The sequence below is a fragment of the Acinetobacter sp. TSRC1-2 genome (genome assembly GCF_049895885.1).
GTDB lineage: Bacteria > Pseudomonadota > Gammaproteobacteria > Pseudomonadales > Moraxellaceae > Acinetobacter.
Genome location: NZ_JAFCTF010000001.1, coordinates 255532 through 277858, shown reverse-complemented (window position 1 = coordinate 277858; position 22327 = coordinate 255532). Strand labels below are relative to the sequence as shown.

Sequence of the window (22327 nt, the reverse complement as noted above, 5' to 3'; positions counted from 1 at the left end):
ATAGCTAATAATGCCATTAAATGAAGTATTAAGATGAACTTTTATAATAATTCCGACAATTTTAGTTGATTTTTTTTTATTACCCCGCATCTTCAGTTAAAATGATAACTTCAGCTTGAGGAAATATGATTATGTCGACTGATAACATCAGCGCTGCAGTTGCAGAAGAAATTCCAAATTTATTGATTACGCCAACGGCACAAGAGTATTTGTTTGATTTGCTTGATAAACAAAATACTCCGGGCATTGCTGTACGTATTTTTGTGGAAAATGCAGGTACGCCTCGTGCTGAATGTTGTATGGCATATAGTGCACCTGAAGAAGTGATTCCTACAGACTATAAACAAGATTATCCAAACTTTGCCGCATATATTGATGCGCCATCAATTCCATATTTGTTGGATGCGGTGATTGATTACAATAAAGACCGTTTTGGTGGTCAATTAACATTCCGCGCACCGAATTCAAAAGTGCCACGCGTAGGTGCGGATGCTTCGATTGAAGAGCGCATTAGCTATGTATTGCAAGCCGAAATTAATCCGGGTTTGGCTGGACATGGCGGTAACTGCGCCTTAGTCGAAATTATTGAAGATGAAGAACATGGCTTAACCGCTGTATTAAAATTTGGTGGGGGTTGCCAAGGCTGTTCAGCTATTGATGTAACCTTGAAGCAAGGTGTTGAAACGACGTTAAAACAGCATATTCCTGAATTATCGCGTGTGGTTGACCAAACTGACCACAGTCAGGCAGAGGGTGCTTATTTTAAATAAGACTTCATGTTTGAAAAAATAGCCTCCAATTTGTTGGAGGTTTTTTTTGCTTAAAATTTAATTGATAGTGAGAATAGTTATCAATACTAATTGCAATCTGTTTATTGTTTGTTACAATGCGCAACGAAAATTGCATTACTTATCCATTATTTTGCCACTTGGGGAAACTTGAATGACCAAGCGTATTGTTCGATCTGCACTATCACTTTCAATATTATCTGTTATCGCTTCGGTTACATTTGCGGCTGATCAAAATACATCTTCTGTTTCTAATCCGGTCAAGTTAGAAACAATAGTCGTTACAGCGGCAGGTTATGAACAGGATGTAAGCAAAGCTCCCGCATCCATGACTGTGATTACCAAGGAAGAACTAGAAGCACGACAATATAATGATATTACTGACGTACTCAGAAATACGCCGGGGGTGGTTATTTCGGGAGCCGGTTCCGCACAAACAGTCAGTATTCGTGGTATGAGTTCAAGTTACACATTATTTTTGGTGAATGGTAAACGTCAATATTCTAAAGATGTCAATCCGAATGGAGATGATAGCGGCTTTGAAAAAAATATCTTACCGCCGATTGCATCGATTGAGCGTATTGAGGTGATTCGTGGACCTGCATCTACTTTATATGGCAGTGATGCTATGGGGGGTGTAATCAATATCATTACCAAAAAAGTCAGTGATGAATGGTCGGGAACAGCTGAACTAGGAACGATTTTACAGGATTCGAATAATTCTGGAGATATCAAAAATGCTTCGGTCTATCTAACCGGGCCTTTGATTGAAAATAAACTGGGCATGCAGCTTGGGGTGAATAAGCAAAAGCGTGAAGAAGACAGCTATGTCGGCGGCTTCCGTGGTACGGAAGTAGAAAGTCTAAATTCCAGACTGACTTATTTAATCAATGACAATCATGACTTAGAATTTGATGCAAATTTTACCAAGCAGGAATCTGAGTCCACTGCAGGTCAAACCATTTTAAGTACAGGAACAGATTCATACGGTCGAAATTATCGTGAAGTATTTGGTTTAACGCATAATGGCCGATATAGCGATGTACTGAATAGCAGTTCTTATATTCAATATGAAAAATCAAAAAATCCGGATCGTAAAAATACCACGTCAGGTTTAAGCGGAATTGAGCTTGAAACATGGCTTGCCAATACGCAGTGGAATTGGCAGTTGAGTAATCATAATTTAATTTCGGGTCTATATTTTAAAAACGAGTCACTGGTTGACCGCGCGACCAATCAAAATTTAGAAATGCCGGTGACTGAATTAGACCGTTGGGCATTTGCAGTTTTTGCAGAAGATACCTGGTCAATTACCGATACTTTTAACTTAACCACGGGTTTGCGTTACGATCACGATGAAAATTATGATGGTAACTTGTCACCACGTTTGTATGGGGTATATAACCCGACAGATGCATGGACATTTAAAGGCGGGGTATCTACCGGTTATAAACAACCCGATTTAAGACAATCATCAAGTGATGTACATTCTGTGACCGGTAAAGGCAGTGCCTTTATTATGGGGAATGATGATTTAAAACCGGAAAAATCTGTAAGCTATGAACTTGGCACAGCATGGCAGGGTGACAAGTCTAAAGCCTCATTAACCGCATTCTATACTGAATATAAAGATAAAATTACTGAAGTGCGCGATTGTTCATCTCCAAATGGGAATAACAGTAATTCGGCAACCTGGACATGTGCCGACCCATTTGGTCGTATTGATTCAGCGACGGGGAATGTCCGCTTGTGGAACTTTATCAGTTCAAGAATTAATGTAGATGAAGCCACCATGCAAGGTGTGGAGGCTTCATTTGAAACCGAGCTTGCTGAAGGGGTAAATCTAAACACCAACTACACCTATACGGAAACCGAGCAGAAATCAGGTGATTTAAAAGGTCAGCCATTAAATCAAATGCCAAAGCATATGTTTAATGCAACCGTAGATTACAACCTCAATGATGCTTTGGATGTCTGGACACGCTTACACTATCGTAGTGAAACGTCTTCTTATTTAGGTCGTACTTCAATGTCTGAGCCAACACCAGCATATCAATTTTTAGATGTTGGTTTTAATTACCAATTTACTCCAAGCTTAAAAGGTAAATTCGGGGTTTATAACATCCTGGATGAAAAAGCAGAAGATGCAGATGGCGATCAGGTTCTAGATGGCCGCCGTTATGGCATCAGTTTTGTGGCCAATTTCTAATAAGTTGAATAAAGAAAAAGCCGCTTCACGCGGCTTTTTTTATGACTGAATATTTAAAATTTTCTGTGCGGTGTCTGCATAATAAAACTTTTCTAAATATGCTCGTGCACGCATCCGTAAGTATTCAGATGAAACTAACTTTTGAATTACAGGGTTTAGTAAATGCCGCAATTCATGCTGAATTAAAGCCTCATCAATATTTAAGTCGCGTAGTAACAAGTCAAAACTATGCTCCTGATTACGGGTATACCAGGCATAGACACCATCATGAACTTGCTGTTTTAGGTATTCTGTCTGGCGCAGATGATCCCAAATTTCATGCCCTAAGCCCACAGTATGAGGCAGGTCTTGAACTTCAATATAACTCTTCAAAACCGTTAAAGGCATATCTTTAATTTTATGCCACAGATTGGCCTGGAAGTGATACAGCTTTTCATCATCAAAATGTTGATTTAACACATGCTCACTCATTTGACTGAGCTTTAAGATATTCTTTTGCAGATAATGCCCAATGGTTTCATCCAGATTTGAGTCAGTCACAGTTTCTAAAACCGATTTCCCCATTTTCATAAAACGTGAAACACCCGGAACCCGTTTCGCCACCACCGAATTATCCAAATAATCCTGAATTGAATGTTGAATCAATTGCGTGATCATGGCTGAAAAAGCAGGGCTATTGACCACGGTTTTAATCAGACGTTGACGATGGCCACTTTTACTCGCGACATATTGGGCAATTTTATCGACGGTTAATACCGGAATCACATCCGCAATTTGAGTGTTTTCATTGGCAGGATGAATTAAAGCAAAACGAAGATGTTCGGTAATTTGTTCAATTAAAAAGTAACTCGCAGGGGTAGCTAAAATCTGCTTTTGCAATAGCGCATTGATTTGTTCAAATGACCAGATATCCTGCAAGGTCTGTTTTCTAAACCACTGATAGAAATTTAAAAATTCGCTTTGAAGAGTAGCAGTATGTGAAAACTCTTGTTCTAAAAATTCAAGATGAGCTTCGATCAATTGCTCAATCATCGGGTGTTTCGGCATACTGTCTCTATTAAGCTAATTTAAGGGGATAAGTTTATCAGCAAGTGGGTTTTTTAACTTTTGGGTTTTGGCTAGAAAAGGCAAATAGTGGTTCGCCACTTGTTGTTCTGCTTCTAAAATAGGCATGTGCCCAACATTATTTAAAATAACCGGCGTTTCGGCACGCTTCAATAAAGATTGTAATTCATTTGCTGCTTCCACATTAATAATTTTATCTTGCTTGCCCCAAAGAATGAGGGTGGGTGCTTCAATGGTTCGTGTCAGTCGGGCAAATGATTCAGGGGTATAAATACGATTTAGGGTGATCAATTGATCAATCATTTTACGGGTTTGCAATGATTGAGAGATCATTATTTTTTCTTGGGCTTTTTTAAAATAAATGGGTAAATCCGGTGGATTTTGCATTACTTGAGCCATGACATCGTCTAAATCACCCGGTTTGGACACAATCAGATGCTTTAAAAAATAAGGGTCTTTGGTATAGGCAGTATTGGCCTGTTTATAGATACCTGCGCTATTGAGTAAAAACAGACTTTGAGTATCAAATGGATATTGTGATGCGTAAACAGTTGCAATGGAGCCGCCTAGCGAGTGACCTGCAATATTCAGTTTGTCTTCCACACCAATGGCTTCAACAAAACGGCGCAAGCGTTCCGTGACATTGGGAACAGACAGATCAAAATTATCCGCAACTTTGGTTTCACCATTGCTTGGAAGATCTGGAATAATCACGTGGTAATAGGGGGTTAAAAAATGTGCCACGCCGTTCCAGTTGTCACGATTTCCCGCCAAGCCATGAATAAGCAATACCGCAGGCTTATTGCTGGAGCCACCTTCACTGTAGCTCCAGGTAATATCATCAATTTTAATCGTTTTACTACGTAAGCCGGCGGCACTACGCTCTTTCACTAAATAATTTTCGAATGAAGGTTGAGCAACGTAGATTTTTTTATTTATAGTTGCATGAGAAAAAAGCGGCACACTGATTGAAATGGCTAAGCAGGCCATCTGCAAACAGCGGGATAAAATCGAGTGAGGCTGTGTCATTGATCATTATCCTTATGTGTAAATGACGGTCATTTTTCTAGATTACCCTTTAAAAATCATCTGATTTTAACTGAATTCTATTTTTTTTAAAATGTCTGTATTTTATTGTAAGTATTATCGTGGAAATGTCACTGAATTGTTTCTTGAAGTCCGTTGCGTGAAGCTGTAAAAGTGTGCACCGGATCAAATTTATGAGCGAAATAAAATATTTTGTAACTTTGTTATTAATTAATCAGCTATTCTTTTTGCAAGTGACATTCCAATTTCATCGCATTAAAATATTACAACTTCAAACATTGGAAGACCAGCATGCTAACAGCAGAAGAAGCTTTAGATCGTTTAAAAAAAGGGAACCAGCGTTTTGTATTAGGGGAAACGACACACCCCAAACAACTTTCACATCAGCAAAGGGCAGAAATGGCAGAAAATCAAAACCCCTTTGCCATCGTCTTGGGCTGTTCAGATTCTCGCGTTCCTGCGGAAATGGTATTTGACCAGGGTCTAGGTGATTTATTTGTGATCCGTGTGGCGGGGAATGTGGTCGCACCTTCACAGGTAGGCAGTGTAGAATTTGCTGCAGAACGTTATGATTGCGCTGTTGTGATTGTATTAGGACATAGTCATTGTGGCGCTATTCAAGCGACCATTGATACCTTAATGAATCCGGATCATCCACCCTCATTAAATCTGATGTCTATTGTAAACCGTGTTCGCCCGTCGGTTGAAACATTGATGCAAACTGAATTAAAAAACGATTTATCTAAATTGTCGAAACATGCAGTTCGTTCTAATGTCTTTGCCTCTGTGAATCAGCTGCGTCATGGTTCTGCGGTTTTAGAATGCCTGATTGCCAAAGGTCAGTTGAAAATTGTTGGTGCAGAATACTCTTTAGAAACGGGTGAAGTTTTGTTTTTTGATTTTTAAAATTGAATCAAGCTTCAAACCGAACAAAAGGCGCTTTATAAAGCGCCTTTTATATAGGGATAGGCATTGTTCAGTAAAATGCTTTGTGCGCTGGCATTCGGGTGAACTAAATCCTGTTGCATCAAGTTTTTCTTGCCTGCAATTCCTTCTAGAAAGAAAGGCATCAATTTTACCTTGTACTGTTCACTCACAATCTGATAATTTTTTTCAAAGGCCTTGGTATAGGCTGTACCGTAATTCGGTGGGATTTTCATTCCAAAAACAATCACTGTGGCTTTAGCTTTCTGACTTTGTTGAATGAGATGAGCCAGGTTCTTTTGAATCAATAGCGGGGATTGACCCCTTAGACCATCATTTCCACCTAACTCAATCACTACAACATGCGGTTTATGAATTTGCAATAATTTAGGCAACCGCGCCAAAGCACCGCTGGTGGTTTCACCACTGACACTGGCATTGACCACTTTATGTTGTTTCGGATACTGTTGCTCTAGACGTTTTTGTAATAAATGCACCCAACCTTGCTGTGCCTGAATTCCATAACCCGCGCTAATACTGTCACCCAGAATCATAATGGTTTTAGCAGACACCATCACTGGAGCAAGACACAGGCTGAACATCGCCAAGCAAGCAAATACACGAGTTCTTAAATTGCGATTTTGCATATAGGGATTTTATGACCCAAGTTACGAGCGACCCTTCCATCATGCCACAAGTGATTATTTCTGCCCAGCAACTGACACAAAAGATAAAACTTGTACAAAAAGAACTGTGCATTTTTGAAAATTTAAACTTTGAAATCCAGACGGGTGAACAAGTGGCTATTACCGGACGTTCAGGTTCAGGAAAATCGACCTTGCTTGGAATTTTAGCCACTCTGGATCAAGCCAGCTCAGGAAAACTGCTGGTCTGTGGGGAATCCATCGCTGAATTGAACGAAGAACAACGTGCGTTGGTACGTTTAAAATATATCGGTTTTGTTTTCCAGTCTTTTCAGCTGCTGCCTCATTTGACAGCGGTAGAAAATGTGATGTTACCGCTACGTTTGCAACATCATTTTAATTTTGTCGAGGCTGAAAAAAAGGCATTGGCCCTACTTAAAAAAGTCGGTTTAGAACGTCAGGCGACCCAAACTCCCAAAGTGCTGTCGGGGGGCGAACAACAGCGTGTGGCCATTGCGCGTGCTTTAATTAGCGACCCGAAAATCATTTTCGCAGATGAGCCTACAGGTAACCTAGACACACAAACCGCCAGTGAAATTGAGCAATTGTTATTTCAGCTGAACCGTGAATTTGGGACGACCTTAGTTTTGGTAACCCATAATCCAAAACTGGCCGAGCAATGTCAGCGACATTTTGAATTGCTGGATGGTCATCTAATTGAACATCGTAACGGTGAGGGCTGAAATGAATCCACTCTTTCGACCTTTACTGACCCAGAGTTTTAAAAGTACAGGCGTTTACTTACTGATCATTGCTCTAACTTTGGCGATCAGTGCAACTACGGCACTAAAGTTTAGTAATGAACAAATCCAAAATGCCGTAGCATTACAGGCTGCTGAAATGCTGGCAGGCGATTTGGTCCTGAGCGACAATCAGCCGCTTGAAAAAAAGTGGCAACACAAAGCCCATCAATTGTCACTGCAACAATCTGAAGTCACCACCTTCAGTTCGATGGCGCATACCCATGAGCAATTTGTCATGGTCAATGTGAAAGCCATTGATGATGCCTTTCCTTTGCGCGGAGAAATTCGGGTTGCGCCCCCAGCAAAGAAAATTCAGCCAGGAGAGGTTTGGCTCAGTAATCGGGCCATGGATTTGTTGCATGTCAAAGTCGGGGATAGCCTTAATATTGCCGATGGAACCTTTAAGGTCACTGCTGAAATTGAACATGATTCCAATCAGGAACTGGGCTTTTCCGGCTTTTCACCTACGGTGATTATTTCCCAAGCCGATGTTGCACGTACCAATGCCATTCAAATTGGCAGTCGGGTTGAATACCGTTTATTGATGGCAGGGTCTGCCCAACAGACCAAACAGTTTGAACAAGATTTCAACCAGCTGCATGGGTCTGCTCAAAGCAAAATAGACAATGAACAGAATAGTCTAAAGTTACGTAATGCCAGTGAAGGCAATACCCGTTTAATGAAGCCGATTGCCAATCTAGATACCTTCCTACAACTTGCCAATATTTTGACCATTTTACTGTGCGGCATTGCGATTGCCTTAACCAGTCAGCGTTATGTGCAGCAAAATCAGGATAATATTGCGCTAATGCGCTGTATTGGTGCCACAAAAAATCAAATTCTTAGCGCATATCTGACTTTATTGGGCGTAGTATTAATTGTCGCAATGGCGATTGGTAGTCTGGCAGGGGTAGCGCTTGGATATGGTTTATTGCAACTGATGCTGCAACTGATTCCACATCTGCAAATTGAATTTTCTGCCTTGAATATGCTTCTTGGCCCCTTACCGATTGCGATGCTTACCAGTGCCGTGGTGTTGTTGGGTTTTATCGTGCCAAGTTTATGGCAGCTGCTCAATACACCGCCGATTCGGGTGATTCGCCAACAAGAAAAATCAGTTCAGTCCATGCTGTGGATGTTGCTGATGGGGACAGCCAGTCTGGTGCTGTTTAGTGTGGTACTGACTGAAAATATTGTGCTTACCGCCTGGGTCATAGGTGCAATGATCATCTTGTGTACTGTGCTGTATATGATCATTTGGGGCTGCTTAAAATTAATTAAAAGCCTGAAATGGTCCATTTCAGCCTATGTCCGCGCGCCTTATCAAACCGCCTTTCAAATTACTGCTTTAGCACTTGGGCTAAGCTTGATTACGGTGTTGGCTGTATTGCGAACGGACTTGCTCGAGCGTTGGCAGCAACAATTACCGGAAGGTACGCCGAATCAATTTGTTTACGGTTTACCGCCGTTTGATATGCCTTTATTCAAAGCCCAGATTGAGCAACATGGATGGCCAAGCACACCTTTATATCCCAATATTCGTGGGCGATTGGTGGCGAAGAATGACCAACCTTTTTCCAATGAATTGCTGGAAAGCAATAACTCTTTACGCCGTGAACTCAATTTAACCCAAACATCAGAATATCCTACCGACAATAAAATTGTGCAGGGAACTTCAGCATTGAAAAATGTCGGTGATGTGTCTGTTGAAGTGAAAACTGCGGAAGAACTGGGCATAAAAATAGGCGATCGACTGACCTTTAGTCTGCCTGAAGGATTAGTTCAAGCCAAAGTCATTAACTTACGTAGTGTGGAATGGGAAAGTTTTAGTCCGAATTTCTTCTTTATTTTTGCACCCAAAACTATGGATGAAAATGCGGGCAGTTATTTAGGCAGTTTTTATGTGCCCGAACAGGATAAAAAACAACTGGTATCCGTGATTCAGCAATTTGCCAATACGGTTTTTATTGATGTCAGTCTGATTCTGGATGAAGTCAAACGTTTGGTGAATGTGCTGGTGCAAATTATTACCATACTCGCGCTATTGGTCAGTGTCTCTGGAGTTTTGGTTTTGATTGCCTGTTTGAATCTGTTGATGGATGAACGCAAACGTGAGGTGGCTTTGTTGCGCTCATTTGGCAGTTCTAAACAGAAATTAAAACAGATGATGACTGTGGAGATCGGCTTTATAGGATTCATGGCTGGCGTAGTTTCATGCTTCTTTGCAGAAGTGATTAGTGCGATTGCCAGCTATAAAATGAATTTGCTGATTCAGGCGCATTGGGAAATCTGGCTGATTTTACCTATTTTAATGACCGTGGTGTGTGCCTTGATTGGTCGCTATCGCTTGAGTTATCTTTGTGATATTCCGCCATTACAAAGTTTGCGCGAGATGAATCAATAAACAACTCATCTCAACTAAATAATAGGTCTGAACTGGATAATTCATTCACCTTAAAAATGCAGCTGTGCACGCATGGCTGCAAGGATTTGACGCCAAACAGGTTCAAGGATTTGAACCTGTTGCATGCAGTAATCATAAAACACATAGCAAGTTGCAACGCCCACAATCAAACCTAAAATAAAGCCTAAATTAGGTTTATGCATCCGTTGTCCAAGGTACCAAATAGCCGCTAATACCGCACCCATTAACATGCCGCCAATATGGGCCGCATTATTAATTCCCGGCATGGTAAAGCCAATAAACAGGTTAATCCCCATCACCATGACCAAAGTTTTTTTATCTAAAATAAAACGTTGCTTGGGTAAGATGGGTAATAAAGACAAAACAGTTAAAGCGCCACCAATCCCCATAACTGCGCCAGAAGCACCCGCACTCACAGTTGGGAAAAGTTTGGGATCATTGGTTTGCAGCAGTTCCAAGGTATTTTGAATATCGATAAAGCCACTGAGCAAACTTCCCATCAGGCCTGCAAGAATATATAAACCCAAATAATAGAATCTGCCAAAAAGCTGTTCAGCCACACTGCCGAAAATATACAGTGCCCACATATTGAGCATTAAATGGATTAAACCAAAATGAAAAAACATGCTGCTAAACAGGCGAGTGGGTTCCTCTAAAAAGGTTAAAGGTGCATAATCAGCTCCCCAACGAATAGCATCGACCAGACTTGGGCTAGTAATATTGACGCCTGTGAGCACTTGCCAGAGAAATAAACCGACATTAATGGCAATAAAAACTGCAGTCAGCCACCAAAGGTGAACCTCGGGTTTAGTTCGAATGGGAGGAGGTGAAAGTTCAGCCATGCTATTCTTTTATAATCTTTGCTATATTCAGCTTCAAGCTTAGCACGAAAAAACAGATATTTTGGAGTAACTCACTGACATGAAAGCTTTTATTGTTCGTAGTTTGTTAATACTCGTCAGTTTGGTGCTTTTGATACAACTTTGGATTTTTTCAAGTCTGGTGTGGTGGCGCACCCATCCGGTTGACACCACCATGATGATGCGTCTGGATTATTGGGCTGAACCCTCTAAGCCGATCAAACACCAATGGCGTGATTACGATCAAATCAGTGACTACCTCAAACATGCAGTCGTTGCCGCAGAAGACGGTAAATTTTTGCAACATCACGGTTTTGACTGGGCAGGGATGCAATTTGCCTTAGAGCGAAATAAAGACAAAGGCAAAGTCGTGGCCGGCGGGTCGACCATTTCCCAACAATTGGCGAAGAATCTATTTTTATATAACAAGCGTTCATTTCTGCGTAAAGGCCAAGAAGCCGTGGCGACCTGGATGATGGAGCGGGTTTGGACAAAAGAACGTATTTTAGAAGTCTATTTAAACTCGGTTGAATTTGGCGACAATATTTACGGTGTGGAAGCGGCAACCCAGCATTATTTTGGCAAAAGTGCGAGAAGTTTAAGTCGTGAACAAGCCGCCTTTTTAGCAGCCATTTTACCCAATCCAAAATATTACCAAGACCATCGTGATGACCGAAAACTGCAATACCGCAAACGTATGATTCAAAAATACATGCGTTATAGCAATATTCCCTAATGAAAGACTGTACCAAAAAGCCCAAAATTTTGGGCTTTTTTTATGAAATTGTCATAATTTTGAAGCATACTTATGAAGATACGGATCACTTTCGAATAATCATAGGTTAGGTATGAATACTGCAGCAGGCCCATCTCCTACACAAACAGAATATACATATAACGATCGTTATATAAATCGTGAACTTTCTATTCTAGATTTTCATCTTCGTGTATTAGAACAGGCGGTTGACCCACTGCATCCTTTACTTGAACGCATGAATTTCTTGCTTATTTTCTCGCGTAATCTGGACGAGTTTTTTGAAATTCGTTTTGCAGGGTTGATGGAGCAACTCGATTTAGGCAATGAAAGTCACAGTCCAGATGGTTTAACCCCAAAGCAGGTATTGGAGATTATTTCTAAAACTGCGCATGTCGCGATTGAACGTCAGTATCGTATTTTAAATGAAGAGATTCTGCCGAAACTGCGTGAAGAAGATATCTGTTTTTTACGCCGTGGAGAACTCACACCTGCTCAATCTGCCTGGGTTAAAAAGTATTTCCAAGAGCAAGTCGCTCCAGTGCTGACTCCGATTAGTTTAGATCCAGCCCATCCATTTCCGCGTTTGGTCAACAAAAGCCTAAACTTTATTGTGACCCTCGAAGGGAAAGATGCCTTTGGTCGTCAGATTGATCTAGCGGTCGTTCCTGCACCGCGTTCATTGCCACGTGTGGTACGTTTACCGGATGAACTCACCGATGGCAAAGAGCATCATGTCATGCTATCCGCGATTATTCATGAGCATGTCTCTGATTTATTTCCCGGCATGACCGCCACAGGTTGTTATCAATTCCGTGTCACGCGCAATGCAGATTTAGCTTTAAATGAAGATGTTGAAGACTTGGCCAAAGCTTTAAAAGGAGAATTGAACTCACGCCGCTTTGGTCGTGCAGTACGTTTGGAAGTGACTCAAAACTGCCCTGAACATATCTATGAGTATTTGCTGGATGAGTTTGATCTCGAGAAAGATCAACTTTATAAAGTCGATGGTCCGGTGAATCTTGCCCGTTTATTGTCGAATTTTAAACGTCCGCATTTACGTTATGATTCACATACACCAATCATTCCAAAAGTTCTAAAGAAGTCTGAAAATATTTTCTCTGCCATGCAGAAGCAGGATATTTTATTACATCATCCATTTGAATCATTTGCACCTGTGATCAATTTGTTACGTGAGGCAGCACGTGATCCTCAAGTGCTTGCGATCAAGCAAACTTTATACCGTAGTGGACCGGATTCTGAAATTGTTCAAGTACTTGCAGAAGCGGCACGAAATGGTAAAGAAGTCACAGCAGTAATTGAATTACGTGCGCGTTTCGATGAAGAATCCAATATTGAAGTAGCAAATGTATTGCAAGAAGCCGGCGCCGTAGTGGTGTACGGTATTGTAGGCTACAAAACCCATGCCAAAATGATTCTGGTGGTTCGCCGTGAAAACAATAAACTGGTACGTTATGTACATTTAGGTACGGGTAACTATCATGCAGGCAATGCACGAATTTATACTGACTACGGCTTGCTGACCACAGATAAAGAATTGTGTGAAGATGTGCATCGCATTTTCCAAGAATTAACGGGTATGGGTAAAATGGCGAAGCTGAAAAAACTTCTGCATGCACCATTTACTCTGCATACTCAACTGATCAATTTCATTGATGAAGAAATTGCTAATGCTAAAGCAGGCAAGCCGGCACAAATTATTGTCAAAGTGAATGCCTTAACTGAAAGGCAGCTGATCAACAAGTTATATGAAGCTTCGCAAGTGGGTGTAAAAATTGATTTAATTATTCGCTCAATTTGCTGTTTACGTCCTGGTTTACCCGGGCTTTCAGAAAATATTCGTGTGCGTTCAATTGTTGGACGTTTTCTGGAACATACCCGGGTTTACTATTTTGGTAATAATGGTAACGCGCGAATTTACTGCTCAAGTGCGGACTGGATGGATCGTAATTTATTTAATCGCGTTGAAGCCTGTTTCCCAATTGAAGACCCAGCTCTGAAAAAACGTATTTATCAGCAAGGTTTACTGACGTATTTGAAAGACAATCAGCAAGCGTGGTTGTTGCAAGGAGATGGAACCTGGGTTCGTGCACAGGTTGCAGAAGGCCAAGAACCGCATAATGCACAAAGAATATTATTGGATATCATCAAATAATTCCTTCAACTCTCAAAGAAGAAATAAAGGAGTCTCTGGACTCCTTTATTTTTATACAACAGAAATATTGAAAATAAAAGATCTAACTTTTTAGGCATGCAATTTTTCGGTAATTGCTTTTAATAGAGCCTTCAATTTTATGAAGAGAAGTCTAAGTCTGTTCTACGACTTGCTGTAGGTTAATCCGCCACTGATACTAAATTTAAAATTTCATATTTGATTGCGTTTAAATATATTGGCTTGCTGAGTTAAATTGTTGATATTGATTGGTTAGGTTCTACTTGATGCGACAAAATATTGCGCTAAAACATGATGGATCGGCGCTCCACCGTGCAGAATACCTTTAATGTTATTTAATAATTCTGTCTCAGTATTTAGATGAAAAATCATCCTGCGCACTGTCTAAATAGCCTTTAACAGTAAAGAGGCTTGTTGTTGGCTAAGACCATTATCCTGCTAGTATCGGGATGGAGCTTTTTGAGTTGCTTGATAAATGTAAGCGTTGTTGTTTGATTGAGGGATAATCTATCAAAATCAGGTTGGGCAAATGTGGTTGTGATAAGTAGTCAGCTTCAATAAGATGAGTCATGCTCATCATTAATTCTGCACAATAGCCTAATCTAATGAGAATACTCTCTAAGAGATGATTGAAAGCGGGTTGATCTTCTATTAACAGGACGGGCACAGACGATATCAGTTCACCGACTAGACTATTCTCACACTGGTTTCGATTTTATTGAGCAACTTTGCTATACAACCCATAAAAGTACTATCCTAAGAATTAGGTAATTTATGAAAGTAAAGTAAACCTATGTATTTATAGAATAATAATTTAAAAAAATAATTTATTAAATGTGAATGAATTATAATATTTTTTAAAATTATTGAATAATTAATATCTTAGCTCATCCAAATAAGAGCCATTATATTTTAACTTCAAAATTAGTTTGGCGTAGGGCAAGAACCTTTTTACTTAAACAAAAAACATGGTTTTGTAGATTAAGTATTAGAATTTATTCGAGCAAAATATTGGCTAGGAAGATAATTGAGCAATAAAAAAAGGAGCGGTTGCTCCTTTTAATGTATAGCTTATTTTTAATGAAGATTTTGGGTGATTTTTTGCAAAATTTGCAATAACACATCAAATTCACTTTGCAATGGCGTACTTTTACGCGTGACCAAAGCTAACGTACGGCTTGGTGCAGCCTCAATAGATTTAACCATTAAATCTGAATTTGCTTTAATCATATTGGTATGAATGGCAATTTCAGGAAGTAGAGTAAAGCCTAAATCCGCAGAGACCATTTCAACCAATGTAGGTAATGAACTGGCCTTTAAACGATGATCATTTTTACGTTCACCAATTGGACATGCACTTAAAGTATGATTACGTAAGCAATGACCTTCTTCTAGCAAGACTAAACGGGATAAATCTAAGTCATCCAGCGATTTTGCTGTGTTGGCATTTTGATCGTTTTTGTGACAGACCAAATACAAATCTTCTTTGGCGATTTCAGCAACTTTTAAACCGCGAGTGTCAAAAGGGAGTGCCAAAACAATCATGTCGAGATTACCATGTTCCAGTTTTTCGACAATTTTTTCACTTTGCGCTTCATGCAAATGCAATTGAATTTTAGGCAGTTGCTTATGCACTTCATCTAAAAGTTTCGACAAAATGAAAGGTGCAATAGTCGGAATAATGCCTAAATGCAAATCACCCGTTAAAGGTTCACTCATTTCACGACTCAAACGCATCAAGTCTTGAGCATCTGCCAATAGAACACGGGCTCGAGCCACAACCTGTTCTCCAAGCGGAGTTAAACGTACATTTTGGCGGTCGCGTTCAACGAGGACTCCACCTAACAAACGCTCTAACTCCATGATCCCGCCTGACAAAGTCGATTGGGTCACAAATGAACGGCGCGCAGCTTCAGTAAAATGTAGCGTTTCAGACAGTGTTACGAGGTATGACAGCTGTCTTAAAGAGGGTAATGCAGCCATAGTGTCCTAATGTTTTAATTTAAAGTGATCAGCAAATAATCCGCTAAGATATGGAATAAAATGCGGAGGCATATCATGCCCCATTCCATCAATTAATTCAAACTTAGCATCTGTAATTGCCTTTGCAACTGCTTTGCCATGACTCGGTGGCAGTAAACGATCACGGGAGCCATGTACCACAAGGGTAGGTTGCTGAATTTGCTTACTCAATTGTAGCAAAGAACCGGTACATAATATTGCTAAAAATTGTTGAAGTACACCCGCTGGATAATAACTGCGTTGATATAATTTACGTGCGGTCTGAATAATTTCAAGTTGATTGATATATCCAGGTGAACCAATGATGTTAAAAACTTTTACACTATGATTGATAATGCCCTCTTCATCAGTAGATTCAGGTCGACCAATCAGGCTAAAAAGCTGTTTTGGAAAGGGCGGGGGTAATAGCGGCTGATTATTACTGGTAAACATTAAGCCCAGATTATTCACTTTTTCAGGATGTCGGGCTGCCAGAATTTGAGCAATCATTCCGCCCATGGATGCGCCAATTACAGAGACTTGTTCTAGTCCTAAATGCTCAATCAATAAGGCAGCATCTTCCGCCATATCATACAGGTTATAAGGTGCACCTTGATTTTGTAAGCCTAAAGCAAAACGCCCCATCAGTTTTAATGTGTTGAGTCGTGGTCCTAAATGTCGAATTTTTGACGACAGTCCAATATCGCGGTTATCAAAACGAATAACACGATAACCTTGATCAATCAGGGATTTACAGAAAAAATCTGGCCAAAACAACATTTGCGCACCCAAACCCATAATCAGCATGATCGCAGGATGTTCAGGATTTCCACCCATTTCAACATGCAGCTCAATACCATTGCTTAAAGTCACTTTGGTTTCGTGCATAAAAGAAGTATAGGGAGAGCCTGTAAAATTAAGTGCGCTATGATTCATCGTTGTTTTCCCCAAAAAGGACATTTTGCTTAAAAAATGTCCTTACTATTAAACCCTTAAACGGCTACAGGAATCAAGTCGGGTACCAGCTTAGTTAGACTTAAACGTTGTTTAGCTGCGGTTGCGCCCAATAAAACAAAACCACGCAAGGTGTTTTGACTATCTAAAGCTTTGGCAATCATGCCATCTTCAAGTTCTTCTGTATCCCAAGTGACATCAACGCCAACTGGTGCGGGAAGTACGGTCAGGGGAGCAGCAGGGGTTTTGACTGCAACGGGCATTGCTGGATAATGAACATGCGTTTGTTCACCATTCAAGGTTTTCGCTAGAGCGCGTGCTTGTTGCATGATCGGCATGACATAAGGCAACAGTAAGCCATTGACTTCTGCACAGTCGCCAATCGCGTAAATATCTGCCTGATTGGTTTCTAAATGACCATTGGTCAAAATACCGCGACTACAATCAATATTCGCTGCTTTTGCCAACTCCAAATTCGGTTGTAAGCCAATTGCTGAAAGTACAACATCTGCTACAACAGACTGACCGTTGGCTAAAGTGATTTGATAGTCACCCTTTTCAACTTTAATTACTTTTTCAACTGTTGTGCCCAAAACAAAGTGAATGCCAATAGCTTCAAGTTTTTCTTGGAATGAAGCGGCAACATAGTCAGGAATGAGACGTCCCAAAGGTTGGGCCGCCAAATCAATCACCGTCACTTGGTGTTCTGTATTTTGCAAGTCATTGGCAAATTCGCACCCAATCAGGCCTGCACCTAAAATGACCACGCGTTTATCGTGATGTTGATCCAGGTTTTTGCGGAATGCTTTGTAGTCATCCAAATTGTTAACCACATGAATGTCATCACTGCCATCGCCAGCAATCGCTAGACGAACCGGGTTTGCACCTACAGCTAGAACCAGTTTTGAATAGGGTTGAGTGGTTTGTTGTCCATCTTTTTCTAAAACGAGTTGATGCTGTTCAGCTTGAATTTCTTTAAGCCGAGTATGCGCTTCAATACGCATCCTCAGTTGATCACTCATTTTGCTGGCGTCACCTAACGCAATTTGCTCCGGTGCTTTTTTTCCGGCTAAAGCATTAGACAGCGTGGGTTTAGCATAGTTTACCGCATCATCTGCACAAATCATGACCAGTTCATGCTCGGGATTTAGCTTACGAAACTCACGTGCTGCGGTATATCCTGCCATACCCGAACCAATGATGACGATAGGATGCATAGTTTTCTCCAAACTGTTTTCTATAAGACGTAAAAAAAGACCATTCACTATGGTCTTTGATATCAATTGTTAGATTTCAACCATTTCAAAATCAACTTTTGATACACCACAGTCCGGGCATGTCCAATCATCTGGGATGTCTTCCCATTTTGTACCTGCGACAATACCATCTTGTGGCCAACCTTCAGCTTCGTCATAAATCCATCCACAAACGATGCATTGATACTTTTTCATTTGACTCTCCAAAACACTGACTTTTTAAAAAGTGAAGTCAGTAAAATTCCATATACAGCATGACTCTAGTAATATGACTTTCAGTGTACATATTCAACCAAATTTTTACGCAGTTCTAGTCTTAATGTAAAGCAAATATGCGAGTTTAATCAGTGAATTTGAAACCAGAATTGCAGAGCAGGACAAAACTTGTCATAAAATACGTAATTATGGTTTTTGTCTTACAAGTTGAACGGAATATGAATTCTAAAAGGTGCATAAATCAGAACCAGATAGAGAAGCTCAAGAAATAACTTTATGAGTTAAACGTCAGGTTTAGACTAAGGTCGAGGAGAGAAAATAGACAAAGTTTGTTAATTTAAGATCAGATAGATCTATATCTAATATTTATTAAAAAAATGAACATAATTAAATCAATAGCTTATAATTTTTTAGCATGTTTTGCTCGGTGCTAAGCATGACCATTTACTGGCCATGAACCTGATAAAGCGTTAAAATTGCCATATCCTCTTCTAAATTACTTTTCTCCCATGAGCAATTTGTCTACAATTTTGTGGTCTCACATTCGTACTGTCCAAGATTTCCCTAAACCGGGTATTTGCTTCTTCGATTTAACCCCTTTGTTTATGAGCAATATTGAACCGTTAACCGATGCTTTAATTGCCAGTATTCCTGCTGAAAAACTGGAACAAGTAGACAGTTTTGTTGCTGTAGAAGCGCGTGGTTTTGTACTTGCAAGTTTATTGGCTCAGCGTTTAGGCAAAGGCTTGTTACTGGTGCGTAAAGCAGGAAAATTGCCATCCCCGGTTGTGGGCGTAGGTTATAGCCTAGAATATGGTATGGATCGTTTGGAAATGTCGGCAAACATCCAACCGCAAAAAATCATTATTGTAGATGATGTATTGGCAACAGGCGGTACTTTAAAGGCGGTGAAACAGCTGGTCAGTAAATGCAACCATGAAATTTTGGGAGCGAGCATTTTCCTCGATTTACCCGATTTACATAATGATTTAGGTTTAGAGGTATGGTCGGTGTTGGATGATAAATCTCAGCCAGAACAAGCAGTCGCTTAATTAATTTTATGCCCTAAAAAAGCCTTGGTTAAACCAAGGCTTTTTTATTTTTTCAGAAAATGCGTTTGCATGTGCTGAATTAATTCATTTATGTTTTCTGGACTTGCTAAGCGATGATGTCCACCTTCTAAGGCTTGAACGATCATATAGGGTTCGAGCTGTTCTTGAACGGCATACATATCCAGTATTTCGTCACCTAATTCCAAATAGGCAATTTGAGCAATGTCATGTTCCAGATCATCTTCATTAATTGGGGGGTAGTCTTCGCGAAAGTTGGGACTAAGACTCGGGTTGGCAATAACCGTTGGAATTTTACACAAGGCTGACATTTTTAAGGCCCAATACGCGCCCAAACTATGTCCGACCAGTATTTCAGGTTTAATTTTGGCAATAATATCGCGATAAAAATCGGCAACGGTTTGAAAATTTAGATTGCGATAATCTATATCGATGCAATATTTTTGATTGGCATCAATGGCATGGAATTTTGTCGATTCACGAGAGGAATCGAGTCCATGTAAAAATAAGATTTTCGAAGTGCATGTATTCATTGTTTTATCGTTCAGACTGTCTTTAATCACAAAGATAGAAAGGGTTGAATAGTTTATTTTTCAACTATTTTGCTTGAATTTATTGTAGGTGACTATGCGGGAGAAACAACTTAGCTTTTGGTCTAAGAAACCTATTAACCAACCTAGAATAAAACAGCTTACAAAATAAATTGTTGATTAAAAATAGTCAGTTATAGATATTTTGAGATGAATTGATATTTAAGTAACAAATGATAAATATGCTGCAAAAATAAATATGGATAATTTTAAAGATATACGATGACTTTACGGAGCAGAGCCATGGAAATTTTAAAATATGAAATTTTGATTGCCGCAACGCCAGAAAAAGTTTGGCAGGTTTTATGGAGTCCTGAAACGTATATGCAATGGACACAATATTTTTCACCTGGTTCATCCATGCATTCCGACTGGACAGTCAATGGTAAAACGGTGTTTCTGGATGCCAATGGGGAAGGCATGGTGTCAACGATTACTGAACTTGATGAATTTAAAAGTGTGACCTTTAAGCACTTGGGCATGTTGCGAGACGGTATTGAAGATCTAGACAGCGAAGAAGTTAAACAATGGAGCGGTGTCATAGAAAAATATGAGTTTAAAGATTTCAATGGCCAAACAATATTGGGTGTGGAATTAGAAACCTCTAAAGATCATGTGGAGTTAATGAATAATGGATTAAAGAGAGGGTTTGAAATCGTTAAACAATTAGCCGAAGCTTAAAATATGAATTAAAGGAAGTAGGGGTTGGCAAATCAATGCTTTTGTTTGGCAATAAGTCATACGAAATTTTACTAAATCTGCTATGCTATGCAACTTCCGTTTTTTACACATATTCGAGGCAGAGATGACGCAACATAACGCTCAATCGACTTCTGAACAACATATTTCCGAAAACGATTTAATTGCACAGCGTCATGCCAAGTTAAAGCATATTGAACAACACGCTAAGGAAAAGGGAACCAGCCCTTGGCCGAATACATTTAAGCGTGAACACTACGCTCAAGATCTACAAGAACAATTTGCTGACAAGTCTAAAGAAGAAATTGAAGCAGATGATCGCGTCTATGTAAAAGTTGCAGGCCGTGTGATGTTGAACCGTGGTTCATTCCTAGTGATTCAGGATATGACTGGCCGTATTCAACTGTATGTTGCACGTAAAGAATTAGATCCAGAAGTCGTTGCTACAATCAAAGGTTTAGATCTGGGCGATATTATTGCGGTTGAAGGTTATATCGGTCGTTCGGGTAAAGGCGATCTTTATGTTCACATTGAACATTTCGAGCTTCTAACCAAGTCATTACGTCCACTTCCAGATAAATTCCACGGTTTAAATGACACCGAAGTAAAGTATCGTAAGCGTTATCTTGACTTGATGGTGAATGAAGAAACACGTAAAACGTTTGAAATCCGTGCCAAAGTGGTTGCGGGTATGCGTGCGTATTTAGCCAATGAACGCTTCATGGAAGTTGAAACGCCAATGATGCATGTGATTCCAGGTGGTGCTTCAGCGCGGCCATTTGAAACACATCATAATGCACTAGATATGCCATTGTATTTACGTATAGCACCTGAGCTTTACTTAAAACGCTTGGTGGTAGGTGGTTTTGAACGTGTATTCGAAATTAACCGTAACTTCCGTAATGAAGGGATTTCGACACGTCATAATCCAGAATTTACCATGATCGAATTCTATCAAGCCTATGCCGATTACAAAGACTTGATGGCTTTGACTGAAAATATGCTTGAAAAATTGGCGATCGATATTTTGGGCTCTACCGATGTGCCTTATCAAGGTGAAGTCTTCAGCTTCAAAGGTCCATTCAAAAAAATCTCGATGTTTGATGCGATTCTTGAACATAACCCTCAGCTTACCGCAGAAAATGTTTCTGATCGTGAATTCTTGGCTAAATTTGTTCAGGAAGAATTGAAAGAACAGGTAAAACCAGGTTTCGGTCTGGGTAGACTTCAAACCATCGTATTTGAAGAAACGGTTGAAACAAAAATTCGCCAACCGACTTTCATTACAGAATACCCAGCAGAAACTTCACCGCTTGCACGCCGTAATGACACCAATTCACACATTACAGACCGTTTTGAATTCTTTATTGGTGGTCGTGAACTGGCGAATGGTTTCTCGGAATTAAATGACCCGATTGACCAGGCTGAACGTTTCCAAGCGCAAGTTGCAGAGAAAGATGCAGGTGATGATGAAGCGATGCATTACGATGCTGACTTTATTGAAGCACTTGAATATGGTCTACCTCCTACAGCAGGTCAAGGTATTGGTATTGACCGCTTGGTAATGTTATTTGCTGATGCAGCAAGTATTCGTGATGTGATTTTATTCCCGCATATGCGTCATAAAAACTAAGTTGTGAATGTCAAAAACCCGCTTTAGAGCGGGTTTTTTATTTCACAGACAAAATATAGGTCAAATCTTTATAAATCTGATGATAGTCATTATAAATCTGATGATAGTCATTTGAATTTTAGACAAAAAAATACGCAATGATTGGGGTGACCACTGCGTAGAACAACGAATCTGTTTGCACAGTTTCGGTTAAGG

At 40.0% G+C, this 22327-nt stretch carries 19 protein-coding genes; 10 read left to right on the top strand and 9 right to left on the bottom strand.

The annotated features are described in order from the left end of the window. The first annotated feature begins 131 nt into the window (after positions 1-131). Positions 132-770: a Fe-S biogenesis protein NfuA gene (nfuA, locus tag ACP69Y_RS01300; protein ID WP_425915469.1), complete on the top strand. Its 639-nt coding sequence runs from the start codon at positions 132-134 to the stop codon at positions 768-770. Between the two features lie 172 nt (positions 771-942). Continuing rightward, positions 943-2997 (top strand): TonB-dependent receptor domain-containing protein, encoded by a 2055-nt coding sequence (locus ACP69Y_RS01295; protein WP_425915467.1) that lies wholly within the window; start codon positions 943-945, stop codon positions 2995-2997. Positions 2998-3036: 39 nt separating this feature from the next. On the opposite strand, the gene ACP69Y_RS01290 is transcribed toward ACP69Y_RS01295, so the two are convergent. Continuing rightward, positions 3037-4044 (bottom strand): hypothetical protein, encoded by a 1008-nt coding sequence (locus ACP69Y_RS01290; protein WP_425915465.1) that lies wholly within the window; start codon positions 4042-4044, stop codon positions 3037-3039. 15 nt (positions 4045-4059) lie between these two features. Further along, positions 4060-5091 (bottom strand): alpha/beta fold hydrolase, encoded by a 1032-nt coding sequence (locus ACP69Y_RS01285; RefSeq protein WP_425915463.1) that lies wholly within the window; start codon positions 5089-5091, stop codon positions 4060-4062. A 309-nt stretch (positions 5092-5400) separates the two neighbouring features. On the opposite strand from ACP69Y_RS01285, the gene ACP69Y_RS01280 reads away from it, so the two are divergent. Continuing rightward, entirely contained in the window at positions 5401-6015 is a 615-nt protein-coding gene (locus ACP69Y_RS01280; RefSeq protein WP_425915461.1) for a carbonic anhydrase, read from the top strand. Positions 6016-6050: 35 nt separating this feature from the next. Here the strand turns inward: ACP69Y_RS01280 and ACP69Y_RS01275 are convergent, their stop codons facing one another. Next, on the bottom strand, positions 6051-6635 hold the full coding sequence (locus tag ACP69Y_RS01275; RefSeq protein WP_425916050.1) for an arylesterase: 585 nt from the start codon (positions 6633-6635) through the stop codon (positions 6051-6053). A 56-nt stretch (positions 6636-6691) separates the two neighbouring features. On the opposite strand from ACP69Y_RS01275, the gene ACP69Y_RS01270 reads away from it, so the two are divergent. Both ACP69Y_RS01270 and ACP69Y_RS01265 read left to right on the top strand, forming a co-directional pair. Then, positions 6692-7420, top strand: coding sequence for an ABC transporter ATP-binding protein (locus ACP69Y_RS01270; protein WP_425915459.1), 729 nt, complete (start codon positions 6692-6694; stop codon positions 7418-7420). Between the two features lies 1 nt (position 7421). Then, a complete protein-coding gene (locus tag ACP69Y_RS01265) occupies positions 7422-9884 on the top strand; it encodes an ABC transporter permease (protein ID WP_425915457.1) in 2463 nt (820 codons plus the stop codon). A gap of 50 nt (positions 9885-9934) precedes the next feature. Here ACP69Y_RS01265 and ACP69Y_RS01260 read toward each other — a convergent pair whose 3' ends face one another. Then, the gene (locus ACP69Y_RS01260) at positions 9935-10747 is read right to left on the bottom strand and encodes a rhomboid family intramembrane serine protease (protein ID WP_425915455.1); all 813 of its coding nucleotides are present in this window, start codon (positions 10745-10747) and stop codon (positions 9935-9937) included. A gap of 79 nt (positions 10748-10826) precedes the next feature. Here ACP69Y_RS01260 and mtgA point away from each other — a divergent pair, with 79 nt between their 5' ends. Together mtgA and ppk1 are read left to right on the top strand one after the other, a co-directional pair. Then, positions 10827-11501, top strand: coding sequence for a monofunctional biosynthetic peptidoglycan transglycosylase (gene mtgA / locus ACP69Y_RS01255; RefSeq protein ID WP_425915453.1), 675 nt, complete (start codon positions 10827-10829; stop codon positions 11499-11501). 112 nt (positions 11502-11613) lie between these two features. After that, positions 11614-13695, top strand: coding sequence for a polyphosphate kinase 1 (ppk1, locus tag ACP69Y_RS01250; protein ID WP_425915451.1), 2082 nt, complete (start codon positions 11614-11616; stop codon positions 13693-13695). 1095 nt (positions 13696-14790) lie between these two features. Here the strand turns inward: ppk1 and oxyR are convergent. From oxyR to rubA, 4 genes are all read right to left on the bottom strand, one after another. After that, a complete protein-coding gene (gene oxyR / locus ACP69Y_RS01245; protein ID WP_425915449.1) occupies positions 14791-15696 on the bottom strand; it encodes a LysR family transcriptional regulator OxyR in 906 nt (301 codons plus the stop codon). A 6-nt stretch (positions 15697-15702) separates the two neighbouring features. Next, a complete protein-coding gene (gene estB / locus ACP69Y_RS01240) occupies positions 15703-16650 on the bottom strand; it encodes an esterase EstB (RefSeq protein WP_425915447.1) in 948 nt (315 codons plus the stop codon). A 56-nt stretch (positions 16651-16706) separates the two neighbouring features. Beyond that, positions 16707-17885: an NAD(P)/FAD-dependent oxidoreductase gene (locus ACP69Y_RS01235; protein ID WP_425915445.1), complete on the bottom strand. Its 1179-nt coding sequence runs from the start codon at positions 17883-17885 to the stop codon at positions 16707-16709. 69 nt (positions 17886-17954) lie between these two features. Next, entirely contained in the window at positions 17955-18119 is a 165-nt protein-coding gene (gene rubA / locus ACP69Y_RS01230) for a rubredoxin RubA (protein ID WP_005179369.1), read from the bottom strand. A 530-nt stretch (positions 18120-18649) separates the two neighbouring features. On the opposite strand from rubA, the gene ACP69Y_RS01225 reads away from it, so the two are divergent. Beyond that, on the top strand, positions 18650-19192 hold the full coding sequence (locus ACP69Y_RS01225) for an adenine phosphoribosyltransferase (protein WP_425915442.1): 543 nt from the start codon (positions 18650-18652) through the stop codon (positions 19190-19192). Between the two features lie 44 nt (positions 19193-19236). On the opposite strand, the gene ACP69Y_RS01220 is transcribed toward ACP69Y_RS01225, so the two are convergent. Further along, entirely contained in the window at positions 19237-19743 is a 507-nt protein-coding gene (locus tag ACP69Y_RS01220; protein WP_131215502.1) for a YqiA/YcfP family alpha/beta fold hydrolase, read from the bottom strand. Positions 19744-20043: 300 nt separating this feature from the next. Here ACP69Y_RS01220 and ACP69Y_RS01215 point away from each other — a divergent pair, with 300 nt between their 5' ends. Together ACP69Y_RS01215 and lysS are read left to right on the top strand one after the other, a co-directional pair. After that, positions 20044-20481, top strand: coding sequence for an SRPBCC family protein (locus ACP69Y_RS01215; RefSeq protein WP_425915439.1), 438 nt, complete (start codon positions 20044-20046; stop codon positions 20479-20481). Between the two features lie 124 nt (positions 20482-20605). Next, a complete protein-coding gene (gene lysS / locus ACP69Y_RS01210) occupies positions 20606-22132 on the top strand; it encodes a lysine--tRNA ligase (protein ID WP_425915437.1) in 1527 nt (508 codons plus the stop codon). Positions 22133-22327 lie beyond the last annotated feature (195 nt).

Bases quoted from the DNA above. Each gene is read 5' to 3' on its own strand.
- ACP69Y_RS01265 (WP_425915457.1), top strand. From the start codon at position 7,422: ATGAATCCACTCTTTCGACCTTTACTGACCCAGAGTTTTAAAAGTACA.
- ACP69Y_RS01275 (WP_425916050.1), bottom strand. From the start codon at position 6,635: ATGTTCAGCCTGTGTCTTGCTCCAGTGATGGTGTCTGCTAAAACCATT.
- lysS (WP_425915437.1), top strand. From the start codon at position 20,606: ATGACGCAACATAACGCTCAATCGACTTCTGAACAACATATTTCCGAA.
- rubA (WP_005179369.1), bottom strand. From the start codon at position 18,119: ATGAAAAAGTATCAATGCATCGTTTGTGGATGGATTTATGACGAAGCT.
- ACP69Y_RS01220 (WP_131215502.1), bottom strand. From the start codon at position 19,743: ATGAATACATGCACTTCGAAAATCTTATTTTTACATGGACTCGATTCC.
- ACP69Y_RS01295 (WP_425915467.1), top strand. From the start codon at position 943: ATGACCAAGCGTATTGTTCGATCTGCACTATCACTTTCAATATTATCT.
- ACP69Y_RS01260 (WP_425915455.1), bottom strand. From the start codon at position 10,747: ATGGCTGAACTTTCACCTCCTCCCATTCGAACTAAACCCGAGGTTCAC.
- mtgA (WP_425915453.1), top strand. From the start codon at position 10,827: ATGAAAGCTTTTATTGTTCGTAGTTTGTTAATACTCGTCAGTTTGGTG.
- ACP69Y_RS01235 (WP_425915445.1), bottom strand. From the start codon at position 17,885: ATGCATCCTATCGTCATCATTGGTTCGGGTATGGCAGGATATACCGCA.
- ACP69Y_RS01270 (WP_425915459.1), top strand. From the start codon at position 6,692: ATGACCCAAGTTACGAGCGACCCTTCCATCATGCCACAAGTGATTATT.
- ACP69Y_RS01285 (WP_425915463.1), bottom strand. From the start codon at position 5,091: ATGACACAGCCTCACTCGATTTTATCCCGCTGTTTGCAGATGGCCTGC.
- estB (WP_425915447.1), bottom strand. From the start codon at position 16,650: ATGAATCATAGCGCACTTAATTTTACAGGCTCTCCCTATACTTCTTTT.
- ACP69Y_RS01280 (WP_425915461.1), top strand. From the start codon at position 5,401: ATGCTAACAGCAGAAGAAGCTTTAGATCGTTTAAAAAAAGGGAACCAG.
- ACP69Y_RS01215 (WP_425915439.1), top strand. From the start codon at position 20,044: ATGGAAATTTTAAAATATGAAATTTTGATTGCCGCAACGCCAGAAAAA.
- ACP69Y_RS01225 (WP_425915442.1), top strand. From the start codon at position 18,650: ATGAGCAATTTGTCTACAATTTTGTGGTCTCACATTCGTACTGTCCAA.
- ACP69Y_RS01290 (WP_425915465.1), bottom strand. From the start codon at position 4,044: ATGCCGAAACACCCGATGATTGAGCAATTGATCGAAGCTCATCTTGAA.
- nfuA (WP_425915469.1), top strand. From the start codon at position 132: ATGTCGACTGATAACATCAGCGCTGCAGTTGCAGAAGAAATTCCAAAT.
- oxyR (WP_425915449.1), bottom strand. From the start codon at position 15,696: ATGGCTGCATTACCCTCTTTAAGACAGCTGTCATACCTCGTAACACTG.
- ppk1 (WP_425915451.1), top strand. From the start codon at position 11,614: ATGAATACTGCAGCAGGCCCATCTCCTACACAAACAGAATATACATAT.